Source organism: Algoriphagus iocasae, from assembly GCF_014206875.1.
Taxonomy (GTDB): Bacteria; Bacteroidota; Bacteroidia; order Cytophagales; family Cyclobacteriaceae; genus Algoriphagus; species Algoriphagus iocasae.
The window spans coordinates 1,140,162-1,156,631 of sequence record NZ_JACIJO010000001.1 but is presented as its reverse complement, the minus strand read 5'-3'; the positions used below and the strand labels follow the sequence as shown (position 1 = coordinate 1,156,631).

General features: G+C 45.2%; 17 protein-coding genes. 2 read left to right on the top strand and 15 right to left on the bottom strand.

Annotated elements, in window-relative coordinates:
• Positions 1-12 precede the first annotated feature (12 nt).
• The 11 genes from FHS59_RS04995 to FHS59_RS04950 all read right to left on the bottom strand — a co-directional run bounded on the left by FHS59_RS04995 (position 13) and on the right by FHS59_RS04950 (position 11,629).
• Positions 13-1,437, bottom strand: a complete 1,425-nt coding sequence (locus tag FHS59_RS04995) for a TolC family protein (RefSeq protein ID WP_184493612.1) — start codon at positions 1,435-1,437, stop codon at positions 13-15.
• 10 nt (positions 1,438-1,447) lie between these two features.
• Positions 1,448-5,272, bottom strand: coding sequence for an efflux RND transporter permease subunit (locus FHS59_RS04990; RefSeq protein ID WP_184494498.1), 3,825 nt, complete (start codon positions 5,270-5,272; stop codon positions 1,448-1,450).
• A 119-nt stretch (positions 5,273-5,391) separates the two neighbouring features.
• On the bottom strand, positions 5,392-5,826 hold the full coding sequence (locus FHS59_RS04985; RefSeq protein ID WP_449355639.1) for an HYC_CC_PP family protein: 435 nt from the start codon (positions 5,824-5,826) through the stop codon (positions 5,392-5,394).
• Between the two features lie 120 nt (positions 5,827-5,946).
• Positions 5,947-6,552, bottom strand: a complete 606-nt coding sequence (locus FHS59_RS04980; protein ID WP_184493610.1) for a YceI family protein — start codon at positions 6,550-6,552, stop codon at positions 5,947-5,949.
• A 225-nt stretch (positions 6,553-6,777) separates the two neighbouring features.
• Positions 6,778-8,040: a hypothetical protein gene (locus tag FHS59_RS04975; protein ID WP_083892016.1), complete on the bottom strand. Its 1,263-nt coding sequence runs from the start codon at positions 8,038-8,040 to the stop codon at positions 6,778-6,780.
• A 13-nt stretch (positions 8,041-8,053) separates the two neighbouring features.
• Positions 8,054-8,632, bottom strand: a complete 579-nt coding sequence (locus tag FHS59_RS04970; protein ID WP_184493608.1) for a YceI family protein — start codon at positions 8,630-8,632, stop codon at positions 8,054-8,056.
• An 11-nt stretch (positions 8,633-8,643) separates the two neighbouring features.
• Positions 8,644-9,675: an alcohol dehydrogenase AdhP gene (adhP, locus tag FHS59_RS04965; RefSeq protein ID WP_015266994.1), complete on the bottom strand. Its 1,032-nt coding sequence runs from the start codon at positions 9,673-9,675 to the stop codon at positions 8,644-8,646.
• A 327-nt stretch (positions 9,676-10,002) separates the two neighbouring features.
• Positions 10,003-10,575: a helix-turn-helix transcriptional regulator gene (locus tag FHS59_RS04960; RefSeq protein WP_073094974.1), complete on the bottom strand. Its 573-nt coding sequence runs from the start codon at positions 10,573-10,575 to the stop codon at positions 10,003-10,005.
• Between the two features lie 92 nt (positions 10,576-10,667).
• A complete protein-coding gene (locus tag FHS59_RS04955; protein WP_184493606.1) occupies positions 10,668-11,048 on the bottom strand; it encodes a hypothetical protein in 381 nt (126 codons plus the stop codon).
• Between the two features lie 149 nt (positions 11,049-11,197).
• On the bottom strand, positions 11,198-11,296 hold the full coding sequence (locus tag FHS59_RS23520; protein WP_430623644.1) for a GDCCVxC domain-containing (seleno)protein: 99 nt from the start codon (positions 11,294-11,296) through the stop codon (positions 11,198-11,200).
• 54 nt (positions 11,297-11,350) lie between these two features.
• Positions 11,351-11,629, bottom strand: coding sequence for a hypothetical protein (locus FHS59_RS04950; RefSeq protein WP_184493604.1), 279 nt, complete (start codon positions 11,627-11,629; stop codon positions 11,351-11,353).
• Positions 11,630-11,641: 12 nt separating this feature from the next.
• Between FHS59_RS04950 and FHS59_RS04945 the strand changes: the two genes are divergently transcribed.
• A complete protein-coding gene (locus tag FHS59_RS04945; RefSeq protein ID WP_317168168.1) occupies positions 11,642-12,232 on the top strand; it encodes a metal-dependent transcriptional regulator in 591 nt (196 codons plus the stop codon).
• A gap of 193 nt (positions 12,233-12,425) precedes the next feature.
• On the opposite strand, the gene FHS59_RS04940 is transcribed toward FHS59_RS04945, so the two are convergent.
• The 4 genes from FHS59_RS04940 to FHS59_RS04925 form a co-directional block, all read right to left on the bottom strand.
• Positions 12,426-12,839, bottom strand: a complete 414-nt coding sequence (locus FHS59_RS04940; protein ID WP_041738750.1) for a hypothetical protein — start codon at positions 12,837-12,839, stop codon at positions 12,426-12,428.
• Positions 12,840-13,427: 588 nt separating this feature from the next.
• Positions 13,428-14,063 carry a hypothetical protein gene (locus FHS59_RS04935; protein WP_015266998.1) on the bottom strand — a complete coding sequence of 212 codons (636 nt, stop codon included), beginning with the start codon at positions 14,061-14,063 and terminating at the stop codon, positions 13,428-13,430.
• 11 nt (positions 14,064-14,074) lie between these two features.
• Positions 14,075-14,524 (bottom strand): DUF3408 domain-containing protein, encoded by a 450-nt coding sequence (locus tag FHS59_RS04930; RefSeq protein WP_015266999.1) that lies wholly within the window; start codon positions 14,522-14,524, stop codon positions 14,075-14,077.
• Positions 14,525-14,528: 4 nt separating this feature from the next.
• A complete protein-coding gene (locus FHS59_RS04925; protein WP_015267000.1) occupies positions 14,529-15,296 on the bottom strand; it encodes a ParA family protein in 768 nt (255 codons plus the stop codon).
• Positions 15,297-16,032: 736 nt separating this feature from the next.
• Here FHS59_RS04925 and mobA point away from each other — a divergent pair.
• Positions 16,033-16,470, top strand: a complete 438-nt coding sequence (gene mobA / locus FHS59_RS04920) for a conjugal transfer protein MobA (RefSeq protein ID WP_015267001.1) — start codon at positions 16,033-16,035, stop codon at positions 16,468-16,470.

Sequence of the window (16,470 nt, the reverse complement as noted above, 5' to 3'; positions counted from 1 at the left end):
TTTTTAGATCAATTAATTCAGTTCTGTTGCTGCCAGGTTTTCCAGCATGGCAATGGTGACGTGCTGATCTACTATTGAAGTGATCAGCTTGAGTTGATAATCGAGCAATTGCTGTTGTACCCGCAGCACTTCCTCGAAATCCCGTCCGTCAGTAGCGTAGCTGGTCATCAGCAGGTTCAGGGTTTGCCCGGCCAGGTCGGTTTGCTCCCGGTACAGCTTTGTCCTTCTGGTTGCATCGTCCAAATCCCGCAAGGCGGTTGACCATCGGGTGGTCAACTGATTGACGGTGTTTTCCCTGCGCTGCTGAACGGCCAATTGTTTCAATTCCGCCTCTTTCTGTAAAGCATTGTACTTTTTCCGATAGATGGGTATAGTCAGCCTCAACATGGGCATCACCATGTCATTGCCGCCCATCGGCATTCCATTTTCTGTCCTTGGACTAAAGGGCATATAGTTGACGCCTGCCCCCAACATAGGCCTGCCTTCCAGCCGAGCCATCTTTTTCTGTGCCTCATAGGCTTCTTCCTCGGCATCCAGCATTTTCAACATGGGATTGTTCTGCGTAATGCTGTCCAGCAAAGCCTGGCGCTCCCAAGAGACTACTGATCCGCTCAATGAATCGGCTATGCTTACCACTTCATTGATATCCCGGTTAAGCAACTGATTGAATTCGGCTTTAATGGGCAGTCGGGAGTCTTCAAGCAAGGCAAGTGTGTTTTCCAGTTCCTTGATCTGAATCCTTACCCTGAGCACATCACTCATGCCTGACCCGCCCCCGTTCATTGATGAGGAAGTACCCATTGAAGAACCACCTTTTGAACTGCTTTTACCGGAAGTGCCACTGGTCATTCCACCGCTCATTCCACCCATTGACGATGCTGATGAGGTGGAGGAACCGCTGTTCATGCTTGTAGCTTGCTGCATATTGCTAGGGCCGGAACCGGTTCCTATATCTGCACTCTGAAAACGAATGAGCGCCAGCCGCTCATACTGTTTAAGAATCTCAAGGTTTTCCTCCGTAATGCGGATTTCCTCTTCTAGCCGATACAGTTTATACCAGGTGTTTTTTACCTGATAAAACAAGCGGTATTTGGCATCCTGAAACACTTCGTACTGCGCCAGTGCCATTTTGCTTGCTTCATCCTTTTGGGTTTTCAGCATGCCGAACCAGGGAAACATCTGCATCAACTGGATGTCGGCTTGCTGGTTGCCCATGAACCGCTCCATTGGTTGAAAGAAGAAACCCATGGTCAGTTCAGGATCAGGAAGTGCTCCCACCTGATGTACTTTTTCCAAAGAGGCCAGATATTCATTGAAGTAGGCTTTTAACTCCGGGTTGTTTTCTGCTGCTACTTTCAGGTATTCATCCAGGCTTTGTGAAAAGCTTGTGGACTGAACTCCTAAAAACAACAGGAATATGATTGCTATTTTTTTCATCTTCCTCTATTTATGATTCAGTAAATACTTCGGGATTGCGTCTTAACTTGCGCTCTGCCCACCAGCAGTATAGGACTGGCACCAGCAGTACTGTAATGATCTCGATGATCATACCCCCGAATGAGGGAATGGCCATTGGGATCATGATATCCGAACCCCGGCCTGATGAAGTAAGCACCGGCAAAAGTGCTAACAAGGTGGTGGCTGTGGTCATCATGGCTGGCAATACCCGCTTTTGTCCGGCCTCCAAAACTGCGTTACGCACCTCTTTCACGCTTTCCGGTTCCCGTTTTTCGAAGCTTTGCTTCAAATAGGTGGCCACTACAACGCCATCATCTGTGGCAATCCCGAACAAGGCAATAAACCCGACCCAAACGGCCACACTCAGGTTATACACCTTCATTTGGAAAAGCTCCCGCATGTTGGTGTCGAAGACAGTAAAATCCATGAACCAGTCCTGACCATACAGCCATAGCATCATAAACCCACCCGAAAAAGCCATTGCAATCCCGGTGAATACGAACAATGTGGTGGAAATTGCCCTGAACTGAAAATACAGGATCAGGAAGATGGCCATGAGGCACAGAGGAACTACAATGGCCAATCGCTTTTCAGCCCTTACCTGGTTTTCATAGCTTCCTGAAAACTCATAGCGAACACCTGATGGTACGATGAGTTCACCCGAATCAATTTTCTCCCGAAGATGGCGTTGCGCATCTTCCACTACAGTCACCTCGGCAAATTCCGGCAGCCGGTCCAAGAGCACGTAACCCACCAAAAAGCTGTTTTCTCCCCTGATCATCTCAGGTCCGGGGCGGTAGGTGATGTCTGCGAGCTGGCCAAGTGGAATGTAATTGCCCAAGGGCGTGGGCACCTGCATGTTTTCAATGGATGAAGGATCATCTCGGTACTCACGAGCATACCGCACCCTGATTGGAAAGCGTTCCCGGCCTTCCACCGTGGTACTGATTTGCATTCCGCCAATAGCCGTTTCTATATAGTCTTGTACATCCCGGATGTTGAGCCCGTAGCGGGTAATCTGATCTCGGTCAATGTCAATTTCGAGATAGGGCTTGCCTACAATACGGTCGGCAAAAACGGCCTCTTTCTTCACAGAAGGAACCTCCTTGAGGTATTTTTCCAATTGCAGCCCAAATTCTTCAATGGTTTTCAGGTCCGGCCCATAAACTTTAATCCCCATAGGCGCCCGCATACCCGTTTGGAGCATGACCAGCCGGGTTTCGATCGGTTGAAGTTTGGGAGAGGATGTAACACCCGGAATATTGACCACAGAAACAATTTCATCCCAGATATCATCAGGCGTTTTAATATGAGCCCGCCATTGGCGGAAATACTCGCCACTGCGGTCTTCAATGAGTTGATTGACATCAATTTGTTCCGGGGACATGGTCTCCGGGTTATAGGTGGTTCCATTTTTCAGTTCAAAGTGACCATCATCATTTACTTTGAACCGCAGCTTGTTTCCATTGATATCGGATACGTATTCGCTTTTGTAGTTAATGGTGTTTTCGAACATCGAGATGGGAGCCGGATCAATGGCTGTTTCTGCCCGGCCGGCTTTACCGACCACCATTTCCACTTCGGGGATGGCCGTTACCATCATATCCAGTTTTTGCAGTACCTCACGGTTTACTTCTATGCCGGAGTGCGGCATGGATGTGGGCATCAGGAGAAATGAACCCTCATTGAGAGACGGCATGAACTCTTCGCCTAAGCCCGGAAACACTTCAGATACAGCCGTCCATCCTGAGGTTTCCCTTAAGTTCCAGCCTAATTTTTCTGTTGCTTTTGGCAAAAAGCCGAATACCTTGTCAAAACCCAGCCAGATATTGGCCCCCAATAAAATAATGACAACAGGTGTAACCAAGAACAAGCCTTTATTGTCCAGGCACCACATGAGTATTTTCGGATAAACCCTGAGGAATAGAGCGAAGGTGCCAAGCACCAGGCCGAGGATTACAGCAATAAACAGAAAATTGACAAGCAGGCTATTGGATACCCCCAAGGGCACCCACTCTGTAGTCAGCAGCCAGGCTACAGCCACCACGGTAACGCCTACCATCATCAGGTTCCGGTATTTACCCAGTCTGTCAGGATAGTGCTGCAGCAGTACATTCACCAGACCAAAACCAAATAATACCCAGCCTGCCCATGACCAAACGGTGAATGCGACAACAGGGCCTGCTACCATTAGCAGATAGTTTAGATAGAGTCCCGTTTTTCCCTTTGCTTTTTTCATGGAAAATATCCAGTGCGAAAAGGCAGGCATGATGACCAGCGTAAAGATCACCGCTGATACCAACGCAAAGGTTTTTGTATAAGCTAACGGGCCAAATAGCTTTCCTTCAGCAGCTTGTAGCGTAAATACCGGCAAAAAGCTGACTATGGTCGTGCTGACGGCTGTTAGAATCGCAGTGGCCACCTCAGTGGTGGCATCATACACGGTTTTTAATTTTGACTGGCCTTCCGGGGCAATTTCCAGGTGCCGCAAAATGTTTTCATTGAGGATAATACCAAGATCGACCATGGTGCCGATGGCAATGGCAATACCGGACAGGGCTACAATGTTGGCATCTACTCCGAAGTATTTCATGAATATGAAGCACATGAGTACCGCCAGTGGCAAAAGCGCTGAAATGAGGATAGATGCCCGCAGGTTGTACACCATCACAATGATCACAATGATGGTAATCAATATTTGCAGGCTGATGGCTTCATACAAGGTACCAAGGGTTTCGTAAATCAAGCCGGTGCGATCATAGAAGGGTACTATCGTTACTTTAGAAACCGTGCCGTCTGCCAGTGTTTTGGACGGAAGTCCATCGGCTATTTTTTCAATTTCCGCTTTTGTCGCATTGATGATTTTCAAGGGGTTGTCACCGTAGCGGGCAATTACCACACCGCCCACCGCTTCGGCACCTGATTTGTCCAGGATGCCGCTCATGTTTCTTGGTTGGGGACCAATGTTGACCTTAGCAACATCTTTTACCCGGATGGGGACATTGTCCGTTACTTTCACTACAGCCTTGTCCAGGTCGGCCAGTTCCTCCACATAGCCCAGGCCTCTGACGAAATAATCGACAAGGTTTACTTCAATGGTGTTGGCCCCTACATCGATGTTGCTGTTCCTTACTGCCTGCATCACATCCATCAGAGAAACACCGTGTGCTTTCAGTGCAGCAGGGTCAACATCCACCTGATATTCTTTGACATATCCACCCACAGAAGCCACCTCGGCCACACCTTCCACTGCCGTGAGGGCGTAGCGTATGTAATAGTCCTGGATGGTGCGCAGTTCGTGGAGATCCCAACCTCCTGTAGGGTTTCCGTCTTTGTCCCGGCCTTCCAGCGTGTACCAATACACCTGCCCCAGGGCGGTAGCATCAGGGCCAAGTTTTGGCTGCACATCCGGTGGAAGCAAACCTGCCGGTAAAGAGTTGAGTTTTTCCAGCACCCGTGACCGGCTCCAGTAGAACTCAATGTCTTCATTAAAAATGATGTAGATGCTGGAAAAGCCAAAAGCTGAACTACTCCGCACACTTTTTACACCTGGAAGACCCAGCAATGCCGTGGTGAGCGGATAGGTGATTTGATCCTCCACATCTTGCGGGGAACGACCCATCCACTCGGTGAAAACGATTTGCTGGTTTTCTCCAATATCCGGGATGGCATCTACGGGTACGGGATCACGGGGAAGGAAGCCCACCTCCCAGTTGAACGGGGCTGTAACAATGCCCCAGGCTACAATGAGTAGCAATACGAGAACGGTAACGAGCTTATTCTCGAGAAAGAATTTGATTATGGAATTGAGCATATTTTGATTATTTGATGAATACAATGGTTTGATGGTCTGATGGAATAAATCCAACATACCACGTAGCATAGTTGAACCCGGCCGGTAATCAAATTATCGGAGGTTCAGATCATCAAAAATCAAATAAGGAAGGATTGAACGAGCACAGGTATGTCACGCTCAATCAGAGGGGGGGAATAATCGTTATACGAATAATAATCAACTGCAGGAGCGCTGAAAAGAAAGGATACCACAGCGTAGAAAACTGCGATCATTTGAAAATCAGGAACCGCAACTTTGGACACTTGGGTAAGGTCTTCATGTCCTTCCATTACTACAGTCTGGTCTTCGCAACAACCCTTTTTAGTGACCTGCTGATGTTCGCAATCTGGATCATGCTTATTCGTGGCACAAGGTGATTTCTGTGTGGCCATTTCGCAGGGCTCAGCCCCGGAAAAAAGTGCAATGCTCTCCAACTGTCCCATGCAAAAATGCATACCAAAGGTGTAGCTCGTGGAACTGAGCAGCACCAGGATGGAAAGCAGGATGGCCGATATTTTTCTAAAACGTTGCACTTTGTAGAAAGTCTTATTCGAATTTACGAAATTTAGTTTAGAATGTTCAAATTATAATGGGGTAAAACGAAGCAATTAGCATTATATTGCTTGGTAACTTATGGTTTTAAACCCATTATTTCATAAATACCTCATTACCAGGTGAAAGTCAACCAGAACTAAATCGTTTATTTTGATAGCACCAAATAATTTTTGAGGCGGCTCCAGATCAAAATCTGAAAGTGAAAATGACCGGCTCCCTTCAATGTGCATGCCATCATTGGTATAGTCTGTAATTTTGCATCGAACATTGTATTTTTCAGACTTTCCCGCCAGGGAAACTATAACTTCTCCATTTATCAAGTCGAAATCAGGTTGCTTCACCAACTGCTCAAACTGGATTATAACCGTTGGGAACTCACCAGCCTTTATTGTATTGTGAAAATCCCTGGTCATAAATCGGTTATGACAATCAAAAGAGGATGCCTTCAGGGTAACTTTGCCATTGAAAATGGTGCGCCCTGAACTAATTTCCCAAACCTGCACAAGCGTGTCCGTACCGTGGTAATCCATTGACTGGCAGTGAAAGTCTTTGACATTGCTGCCTACGGTCAATTCAAGTCGGCTATCTCCTGTTATGAGCCAAACTTTACTGCCCTGACTGTTTATCGTGAAACTTCCAAACATCAGTAAAATCAACAGCACAAGTGTTGGGTAAATTCCTTTGGTTCTAAAAAGGGTATTCATTTGGCTAGCTCTTGTTCTGTTTGTTTTTGAACTTTTCCCGGTACCAGCGAAGTAATTTTTGGCGCTCCTCCTGTCCGAGCATTGTCAGTGATTTATTAAGCTCCTTCTTTAAAAGGCTTTTATCAAAGCTTACCTTTTTCAGGATGAGCTTGCTGTATTCAAACCAGTTCATCGTATTTAAAAAATCCGGGTGGAGAGCATCTCTCCACCCGGAAAACCCCAAGCCTAAAAACTAATTACAGCTTCAAGGTTAATACCGTTGAATTCTCCTCCGGCATATTTAGTGCCTGCCCAGCCATCATCTTCATAAGTTTGGGTCACATATTCCAATTTAGCCATCACATTGCCGGTGAGGTACCAACCGGCACCAACATTCAATCGGTTTACGCTTTGATCTGCTGCTGTGTCAGACATTTTCCCGTTGACGGTGTTGTACCTTCCCCCGAAGTAAAATTGTTCCGTGTTGCCAAAGCGGTAAAGCACTTCTGCTGCAAGCTGCGTAAAAGAACCAGCTCCTTCCTCATCGCTGTTGGAAGCTACTTCATAGATGCCAAAAAACTCCAAGCCTTTAAATTTGATAAATGGGTTAACCTGAAAAGCTGTTAGTTGCCTGAACCGTGGGTTAAACCTTCCCTCAAAAGCATTCCCATCACCATCGAGTGTTTGCATTACATTATAATAACGGGATCCGGCCCTATCTCCACCGTAAAGGTAATTCCCCGTGGTAGTGCCCTTGTTGATGTACCATGAGCCTGTAAGACGCACTCTCAGGTCATTGTTTATCTGGTTATCATAACCCAGTTTTCCAAAGAATGATGCTTTGTTATCGGAATTGTCGTTTACCACCACACTTTGGTTAAGCTTTCCGTTGGTTAGCCCTAAAACACCCAGAAAGCCGTTTTTCATCACAGTAACTTCACCAAATGCTTCTGTAGAAAAAGCATCCATGATGTAGTTGCCTACAAACGGATTGAAAATGGCACGGGCATTGTCGCTTCTGCGGAAGTGAGCATCTCCATAATTGAACTCATCTAACCCTACGGTGATGCGGGTAACGTCCATGATGCCTTCCAGAAACCCGGGTTTGATAAAATCCAGTTTGTCAATTTGCACATACCCACCTTTTACCCAGGCTTCAGTATGGTTTTTAGAAGAAAGGTAAGTCCTCAAATGCATCCGTACACCCTCATAAAGCTGCACGTCTAAATTCAAATTGGCAGTAGGCAGATTGAAGTTGGAGCCGAGTTCTACCAAACTATCCAGATCATTGGATTGGTTCAAGGCTTGAAATTGCAAGGCGAAATCACCCCCTACCCGGACTTTTACTCCGTCAAAAGCAACGGTATCTTCCTTTGAAGGCTCAAATACATTGACACCGGCCCTGTCATTTGGCCTGAAATACTGCAAGGTCGGTTGCTGGGCATAAACTACGCCAGATGCCAATATTAGAAAGGCAACAAGCATGGATTGAGTTATTTTATTTTTCATTTTGTTTGAACTTTTAATTGTTTGATTGTTTAAAAATGGTTTCAAAAGAAATCCTCAGGTCATTCCCTGTCCTTATAGTGCCAAATACTGCTGTGGGCGGTTCCATATTGAACTGACTGAAAGTCACGGGCAGGCTTCCTTTGAAGCGAATGTTTTTTCCGGAAACCAGATAGTTTACTTTGAATTCAACTGGCCTGGCGGTACCGGCAATCGTGAGCCTGCCACCGGCAAAGATGGTGAGGTCATCCACCTGTACCGTGGTAAGCTCAAAGTGGATGTTAGGATGTTGCTTCGCTTTCAGCGCCTTATAGGCATTTTCGTCCATCCCACTTTTGCCGCTTTTCAACGTATTTACCGGTATGCTTACCGACAAGGACGCTATTTCCTTGATCCGCTCACCGCTCAGCGTAATACTTGCCGAACCCTCCGATTTTTCAGAAACCATCTCCCAATCATGTAGAGTGGAGGTTCCTGTTACCTTTAAAGATTGACTGCCCATCAGCTCATAGTGCTGTTGTGCAGTTGCCGGTAGGGAAAGCGCCACTCCTGCTAAAAGCAGGATATAAGTTTTTATTTTTATGAATCGTTTCATTGTTAGGTGGGTTAATGACCAATATCCAGCACCATACGGCCTTCTATCTGTCCCTTTTTCATTTGATCAAAGATTAGGTTGATATCCTCCAGCGGAGCGGATTTTACCGTGGTGGTTACCTTTCCTTCCATTGCAAAGTCGATAGCTTCCTGCAGGTCTTTCCTGGTGCCAACAATGGAGCCACGCACCGTATAGCGATTCAATACGGTTTCAAAAATGGGCAGGTCAAAGCTACCTGGAGGAAGTCCATTCATTACCAACGTTCCTTTTCTGCGTAGCAGGTCCAGTGCCTGCCGGAAAGCCACCGGTGACACAGCCGTGACCAACACGCCATGAACACCACCCGTTTCTTTCCGGGCATTCATCACTTCATCGGGATTTTTACCGTTGACCACTCTATCAGCTCCAAGCTTTTTGGCCAGGTTCAATTTGTCATCTGACACATCCACTGCAAGCACATGCAAACCCATGGCTTTTGCGTATTGCACTGCCACATGACCCAGGCCACCTATGCCTGAAATGGCCACCCACTGTCCTGGTCGCACTTCGGTTTCTTTTAGGCCTTTATACACCGTTACACCCGCACATAAAATAGGGGCCATTTGCACAAAGTCTATGGCTCCGCTGAACCGCCCTACATAATTGGGATCTGCCAATACGTATTCCGCATAGCCGCCATCTACGCTGTAGCCTCCGTTTACCTGCGACTCGCACAGTGTTTCCCAACCTGTAATGCAATGCTCGCAATGACCGCAGGCACTGTAGAGCCAGGGAACACCCACTATATCACCTTCTTTGGTGTTTTTTACATTGGAGCCCACAGCCGCCACATAGCCAATGCCTTCATGGCCAGGAATGAGCGGCAACCTGGGCTTGACAGGCCAGTCGCCATCAGCTGCATGCAAATCCGTATGGCATACTCCTGATGCCATTACCTGCACCAGGATTTGGTTTTCATTTGGGGCCTTTACAGGTATCTCTTCAATTTTAAGCGGTTGGCCAAACTCTGTGACCACAGCCGCTTTCATGGTTTTTGGTAACATGGTTTATTTATTTAAATGAATACTTTCTAACATTGACACATCAGTCAAATTGACATTTAGTCTGTTCCTTTCGCATCCTGCGTTTGGTTGTAGACCGCCAACCGAACGAATCCAAATAGCGCCAAACGCCTGCAAATTTATTGGCTCAACAAGCCTGATCTTTTACGTAATTTTCTTGGTGTTCCATTTTGAAGTTTAAAATTTAAAATCATCTACATTATTGATTATCAACTATTTAATTGTGATAAATTCAAGCTATCTCACATTTTGAATAGCGTTCGTTCAGGAAATTATAGTCTGTATATCCGTTTTTTACAGAATTATTGACTAGCATAGCCGATCAATAAACTTTCTCCTGTTGAGAAAGAGCTTTTGAAATTCTTTAGGGGTCATTCCTGTATATTGCTTAAACTGGCTGGTCATATACTGAACCGTGCTGTAACCCGCCTGAAAGGCGATGGCGCTCAAGGTTTGTTCATTGTAGATCAGCAGTTCTTTCACCCGCTCAATCCGTTGCAGGATGAGGTAGCGTTCAATGGTAATGTTTTCAAAAGACGAAAACAGGGTGCTTAAATAGCCGTAATCGTGTTCAAGATGTCGGCACAGATAGCTTGAAATTTTTTCTTCCTGCACTTGGTACCCGGAGCGTGCGTAATCGATTACAAGGCTTTTGATGTGCTCAATGAGCCGGAGCTTCTTTTCTTCGATAAGTTCAAGTCCTGATTGCTTTAGGAATTCCTGAATCAGGCTGATCCGTTCATCATTGAGCTCCCCAATAATCACTGCCTCACCCAAATGGATGCAGGCTATTTGGAAACCGAGGTTTTCGAGCCCCTGGCGCACCACCATGATACACCGCTCGCACACCATGTTTTTGATGTAGATATGTGAAGTTTTCATTTCTTCTTTTGTTTAGATTTTACATTTGATAAAGTATTGTACACTACAGGAAGCTGTGTGTGTGACAATACAATTGAACGTCAAATGTAGAATTACAGAAGAAATGACTGGAACAGGATAGAGCGATACCGCCCTGACCAGCCGGGGGGAGCCTTTTTAGGAGTTGTGTAGTTTCTTGACTCGAAAAATTGTGTAGAAGGCAAATGGAAAGATGGCTGAGCCATTGCCGCATGTAAAAAATCAATGACCAGAATGTCAGAATGAGGTGTCCTGAAATCATCGAGAGAGAAGATGGCTTCCTGATCCTCACAGCCATCACAAGGGTTGCTGTGATCGTCACAGCATGGTTCGTAGTGTTTTAGAAAAAGCTCGAAGCTAATCAGTTCGCCCCCGCAAAAGTGCTGAAACACTGCCATCCCTTTGCCAGGGAGGAGCATTGCAATGAGCAGGACGATATATAAGTTGCGCTTCATAAGCCTTTTGATGTAAAATGCCATCCAGTGAAGGGGTATCTATTTGTTATCCCCTTCAATATGACTCGAAAGTACGCAACGGTTATTGAGAGGGCTATGACATTGCACATGTCAAAACATGATGTATGTCACATAAAGCATTGTCTACGCTAGCAACATGCTTGATCAGAATCCAATTGTACTGGTGGACAAGGTGCTGAGCCATAGGAGCAATACACGCAACAATCCCCTTCCTTCGGTTTTAACAGATGATAACAGAAAGCAGGCTTACGCTTAATAATGTATTTTCTTCATTGTAAAATTCAAGATTTTAGAACTTCAACTATCCTTATATCCCAAGTACCGTTTAAGTGATTGTCCTCTTTATCTTTCACAAAAACTTTTAGCTTGATCTTCCCGGTGTTTAGGGATTTGACTATTTCTGAAGGTGTATCAGAACTCACAATAAAAGTCTCCCCATTAACATTTACTTGCCATGCATTTTCGTTCTTAACCAACTGGCCAACGATGGTGACTTCAGCATTCTTGGCTGAAAATCCATTATTCCTCACCTCTTCCTGAATCTTTTTCACCTTTCCCATGAAAATGGAGATGTGAGCGTCAAGGATCTGTCGGATCAGTTATCTATAAAAATGCCCACAGCCACCAGCATGATGAAAAAGCTGGCTGAAAAAGGTTTGGTGCATTACGAAAGTTACAAACCTCTGAAACTGACCAGTCGGGGGCTTAAAGAAGCAGGGCTCATCGTGCGAAAGCATCGGCTCACGGAAATGTTCCTGGTAGAGAAGATGGGATTTAGCTGGGAGGAGGTGCACGAAATAGCCGAACAGGTGGAGCACGTGCATTCACCTTTGTTTTTTGAGCGGATGGACAAGCTTTTGGGCTACCCGACCATTGATCCACATGGCTCTCCGATTCCTGACAATGAGGGAAATGTTGAAAAACCGAAATATAACAAGCTCAGCGATTGCAAGGCAGGTGATAAATTCACTTTGCTGGCAGTTGCGAATTCCAGTGAAGAATTTCTTCACTACCTGAATAGTCACCGGTTGAAGTTGGATACTGAGATTACTGTTCTTTCGGTTGAGGCTTTTGATGCAAGCATGACCGTTAGTTATGGCAACATTCCACAAGCGACCTTGGGAGAAGCCGCTTGTAAAAATCTGCTTGGAAGGAGGGGCTGATAACCTCAGCCCCTCATCATGCCGATTTGTCTGTTAAATGTCAGCGGAAATTAACTGTCTTTTGACCTACTGGTAGTTTGGATTGCAATTGCATCAGGAACAGAAAACTGAACGATATGGATAAGATGGAGTTCATATACCCGTAGACACACGCAAAATGTTAATGTGCAAGGGTATTGCAAATTAACATTTTTTAATTCGATTCCTCAAGTGAGGTGTTTATGTACTGGTCGTGTGCCTCACGATGGATAAGACCTGATTTCACAAAGTTGGCAATGTAGCCTTCGGCTGTCTTTGCCGGAATGCTCATTACTTTTGCTACTTCGAGGTACTTCTGACGGTTGAAGGTTTGTGGTAAGGCATACAGAAACTTCTCCTTCTTATTCATGCGAGTTGGCTTAGGCTCTTCTTGTGGAAGTTCTCCAAATACTTTGCTTGAATGCTTAACCAGTACTTTGACCATTGAAAGCGAAGCTTGAAAATCCCTTTCCTCACAAATCAGTTTATGGGAAGTGTCGCCTGTTTGACAGCTATTGGATAATATTTCTCCAGTGGCACTGTCGAATGCGCCAATATTTTTATCGTGTATAATGTGGCGCACTTCCATGATCCGCAAAGCGGAAAATATCATGCAGATTCGGTAAGCTATCAATCCTAATCTTCTGATTGTTGCCATGTAGTCCAACCCTTGAAGGTTCCAACCTATGGCAACAAATACCTACGTTCCACACTGGTGGAGCTGGGCTGGGCAGCATCCAGGACAAAAAACATCTATTTTGAAACAAAATACAAAATTTTGGTGGGCAGACGGGGCAAAAGAAAACCATTATTGCTTTAGGACATAAAATCCTGATTGCCTCCTACCACATACTCAAGGACAAGGTAGATTACAAAGAACTGGGAGCAGACCACCTCGACAATTTTAAGAGAGATAAGCTGGTTGCTTATTACAAAAAGCAATTAGCACAACTTGGGGAGGAAGCTTTTCAAGTAGCATAAGTTTTAACAAAGGTCGAATTTTACTATTGGGAAAACCACGAAAATGAAACTGACCTTATCAGTTAAGCACAAAAGAGTATCACCAAGAGCATGTGCATGAAAATTTTACCTAAAAGATGTTCTTAACTGATTTTTATAAATGATTGAAAAACAAAAAAATTAACTATTATTTATTCGCGTGAAAAAGGGAGCTTGCTTACACAAACTTCCCGATATCAAAATCATCCAGATGAGTTGTCCGCAAAGTGGAAGAACCGGCTTCCGTTTCAGCAGAAAGGCTTTTATCCAACAGCATGGCTATTTTTTGGGAAGCACTTTCCATAGAATTTTCCAGTAGGCTGAATAATTCGGTCCCCTGTATTTTCTGAACTATGGCTACTGCTGTTTCCTTCTGGGATGGCTCCAATATGTCTTTTTGCAGCAGCATCCCCACGGTGCTTAGTTCCTCGAAGGTAACCCCCTGGGCAAGACCGTTATCGCCTCCGGAATTTCCATACCTGTTCCATTCTTCTTCCTCTTCTTCAAAATCAGGCGTATTGCTGAATACTTCATCCAGTTCTTCCTGCGGAACTTGAATAGCGACTTGCTCATTCTCGTCGTATTCGATGTCTAAGTTATCAGGATTCGCTTCCGGTTCCTCAATTTGGCGTTCCCTGGCAGTCTTTGGCACCGAAAGTCGTTTTACAGGCTTGGGTTGCCCCATAATATCAGGCAGGTGTGGATTCACTTTTTCCTGCGTGGGTTTTTGGTCTGATCTTTTATTGATGACAATCTTGTCCTGCAAAAGCAGGGCAATGACTATCAGCAGGCAAATCACCATTACTATTTCCATTATCAAATGCTTTAAAAAATGGGTTTAAAATTTTCATTGAAATCATCCGTAATCGCTTTCTCAAACATTTCAAAATGATGCTCCAGAATGTTGTCAAGATAGGCATACAGGGGTATTTCATCTTTTCCAATAACCCGGACAATACGGGATAATCGTTCGTGGTATTCTTGCCGGATATAAATGCTTTTATCACCGCGCTTTGTCATGGCGTGGCTTTTCAAAAAATGGTCGCCGTAACTTCCGTCAAGATTTTTCCTCGCCCGGCTCTTTTCTCTTTGAACAGCTTTGTTCCGTGGTGATTCTTCCCGTTTTACGCCTTCTTTTGCCACTTCCTTTTCCCGAACTTCGGGTGGTTCAGGAGGAAGCCGTATCCCTTCTTTTTTGACGCCATCGACCATCAGGTTCATCATCAGTTCCTCATTAATATCCGGCGTGGCTTTTCTTTTATGATCGTTCTCCATAAGGCTATAATTGAATGATTTTCAAAAATTCGCTGATGAACAGGTCTAACTGGCAGGCTTTCATCAAGCGTTCATCGGGAGGCATTACGGTAGAGCGGAAAACGGTCTTGCTGTTCACTTCGCTTTCTTTACGAAAGCGTGTACTGTTCTTGACTTGGCTCTGCATCAGACTCAACCCTAATTGATGGATGAGATTGTGATATACGGCGTATAGCGGCGTCCTTTCCCTGCCATCAACCTGATTCCAGAAGAGGTTAATGGTTTCGATGGAAGTTTCTCCCTTTTTCATAATCACGTCCTGCAAAAGCTGAGTGAAGATGAGCGTACTTTCCATTACCACACGGTCTGCCGTAATGGGGGTGAAAATGTGGTGCATTCCAGCCAATGCCTTCAGGATTCCGGGCGTGTTGACCGTTCCGGGCAGGTCAAAGAAAATCACATCAAGAGGAACAGACGAAGTATTTGCAAACTCCTGAGCCGCTTCCAACACACTGTCAGCTCTGTGCTGCATAATGGGATAGGCCTTTTTATTGATGGTCGTAAATTGTTTGTATGCCAGCTTTTTCAAAGCCTCGTTTTCCATGACCATGGCCAAATCCCTTTTCTTCATTTTCATCAGGCTGTGCTGCGGAAAATCTGCATCAAATACGGCTACATTGTAACCTAAGCGATAGTGCAGGGTACTCGCTGCAAGCGTCGTAAATGTGCTTTTGCCAACCCCTCCTTTTTGAGAAGAAAAGGCGATAAACAGAGTTCTCTTTTTTGTGTCCATATTTTAAAAATTTAAAGTTTTCAAATTACTGTTTGCAGGCTTGCAGGCGTTCCGGCAAGCCGTTCTGATTTCCCGCTTTCTATCAGGATAGCTATCAGCCTTGCCTGCGATCATACCTGCTTCCTTGCAGTGCGGCAGCACGGCATTCATTCCGGTAGCTCATCAGGCAGGATTGACGTCTTGCTTTCATTCCGTCCTTCAAGCATTTCATCAGGTGGGCAGGATATATGGATAGCAAGCTTTCCTGCAATCTTGCTTTCTTGTATTCCGGAAATCAAGCAGGCTGGATAACCAGCCATCTTGAATGCACGCCGTCTGTTGGTCCTGAAGCACGGACGGTCTGTCTTCCTGCCAACATTCAAGGACAAAGAACCCATCAATATTATTCGATGGCGTAGCTGTGGCACTGTTTGGCGTTGAGGGGCAGTGTTTGGCACTGCGCAACAGTGCAGTGCTCTAATGGATAGGACTTTACTTTGTAGAAGGATTTTTAATAGCAGATTTATGCAAAGGACTTTTGACAAAATGGGGGGGTAACAGGAACGGCCTAAAGCCGTTTTTCCCTGCTATATCTAATCCGTCCCGGAGGGCGGATTCTTGTGTTCACCGGAACACGGCAAGTTGTGTTTTGAGCATCTCCAAACGATTTCCGATGCTCAAAACAACTTGCCCTTGCAGGGAGCTAAAAACACCTTCCGAAGTCAGGGTTTTCTGTGGTAATTAAAATGGATTAGCGATGAATGAGAACAACAAAAAACAAGTGAAAAAGACCGGACGCCGGCCAAAAAAGGATCCGGCGAAGATTCGGTACACCATTTCCTTTAATCAAGAACGACACGCTCGATTTCTTGCTCTTTTTGACAAATCGAGTATGCAGGTAAAGGCACATTTTATAATGTCCTGTATCTTCAACAACACGGTAAAGACCATTCAAATTGACAAAGGAACGGTGGATTTTTATATGCGTTTGACTTCCTTTCATAGTCAATTCCGCTCCGTTGGCGTGAATTATAATCAGGTGGTGAAACTGCTGTACCGTCATTTTTCCGAGAAAAAAGCAGCAGCATATCTGTATAAACTGGAAAAACAGACGGCTGAAATGGCGGTGCTTTGTCAAAAAATCATTCAGATAAGCGCGGAGTTTGATGCAAAATATCTGAAAAAACAGCGGTAA

Excerpts from the sequence above, each read along its gene's own strand:
- FHS59_RS04935 (WP_015266998.1), bottom strand. The coding sequence starts at position 14,063 with ATGGAAATAGTAATGGTGATTTGCCTGCTGATAGTCATTGCCCTGCTT.
- FHS59_RS04955 (WP_184493606.1), bottom strand. The coding sequence starts at position 11,048 with ATGAAGCGCAACTTATATATCGTCCTGCTCATTGCAATGCTCCTCCCT.
- FHS59_RS04950 (WP_184493604.1), bottom strand. The coding sequence starts at position 11,629 with ATGGGAAAGGTGAAAAAGATTCAGGAAGAGGTGAGGAATAATGGATTT.
- FHS59_RS04970 (WP_184493608.1), bottom strand. The coding sequence starts at position 8,632 with ATGAAACGATTCATAAAAATAAAAACTTATATCCTGCTTTTAGCAGGA.
- FHS59_RS04960 (WP_073094974.1), bottom strand. The coding sequence starts at position 10,575 with ATGAAAACTTCACATATCTACATCAAAAACATGGTGTGCGAGCGGTGT.
- FHS59_RS04990 (WP_184494498.1), bottom strand. The coding sequence starts at position 5,272 with ATGCTCAATTCCATAATCAAATTCTTTCTCGAGAATAAGCTCGTTACC.
- adhP (WP_015266994.1), bottom strand. The coding sequence starts at position 9,675 with ATGTTACCAAAAACCATGAAAGCGGCTGTGGTCACAGAGTTTGGCCAA.
- FHS59_RS04940 (WP_041738750.1), bottom strand. The coding sequence starts at position 12,839 with ATGGAAGTGCGCCACATTATACACGATAAAAATATTGGCGCATTCGAC.
- FHS59_RS04930 (WP_015266999.1), bottom strand. The coding sequence starts at position 14,524 with ATGGAGAACGATCATAAAAGAAAAGCCACGCCGGATATTAATGAGGAA.
- FHS59_RS04980 (WP_184493610.1), bottom strand. The coding sequence starts at position 6,552 with ATGAATACCCTTTTTAGAACCAAAGGAATTTACCCAACACTTGTGCTG.
- FHS59_RS04925 (WP_015267000.1), bottom strand. The coding sequence starts at position 15,296 with ATGGACACAAAAAAGAGAACTCTGTTTATCGCCTTTTCTTCTCAAAAA.
- FHS59_RS04995 (WP_184493612.1), bottom strand. The coding sequence starts at position 1,437 with ATGAAAAAAATAGCAATCATATTCCTGTTGTTTTTAGGAGTTCAGTCC.
- FHS59_RS04975 (WP_083892016.1), bottom strand. The coding sequence starts at position 8,040 with ATGAAAAATAAAATAACTCAATCCATGCTTGTTGCCTTTCTAATATTG.
- mobA (WP_015267001.1), top strand. The coding sequence starts at position 16,033 with ATGAATGAGAACAACAAAAAACAAGTGAAAAAGACCGGACGCCGGCCA.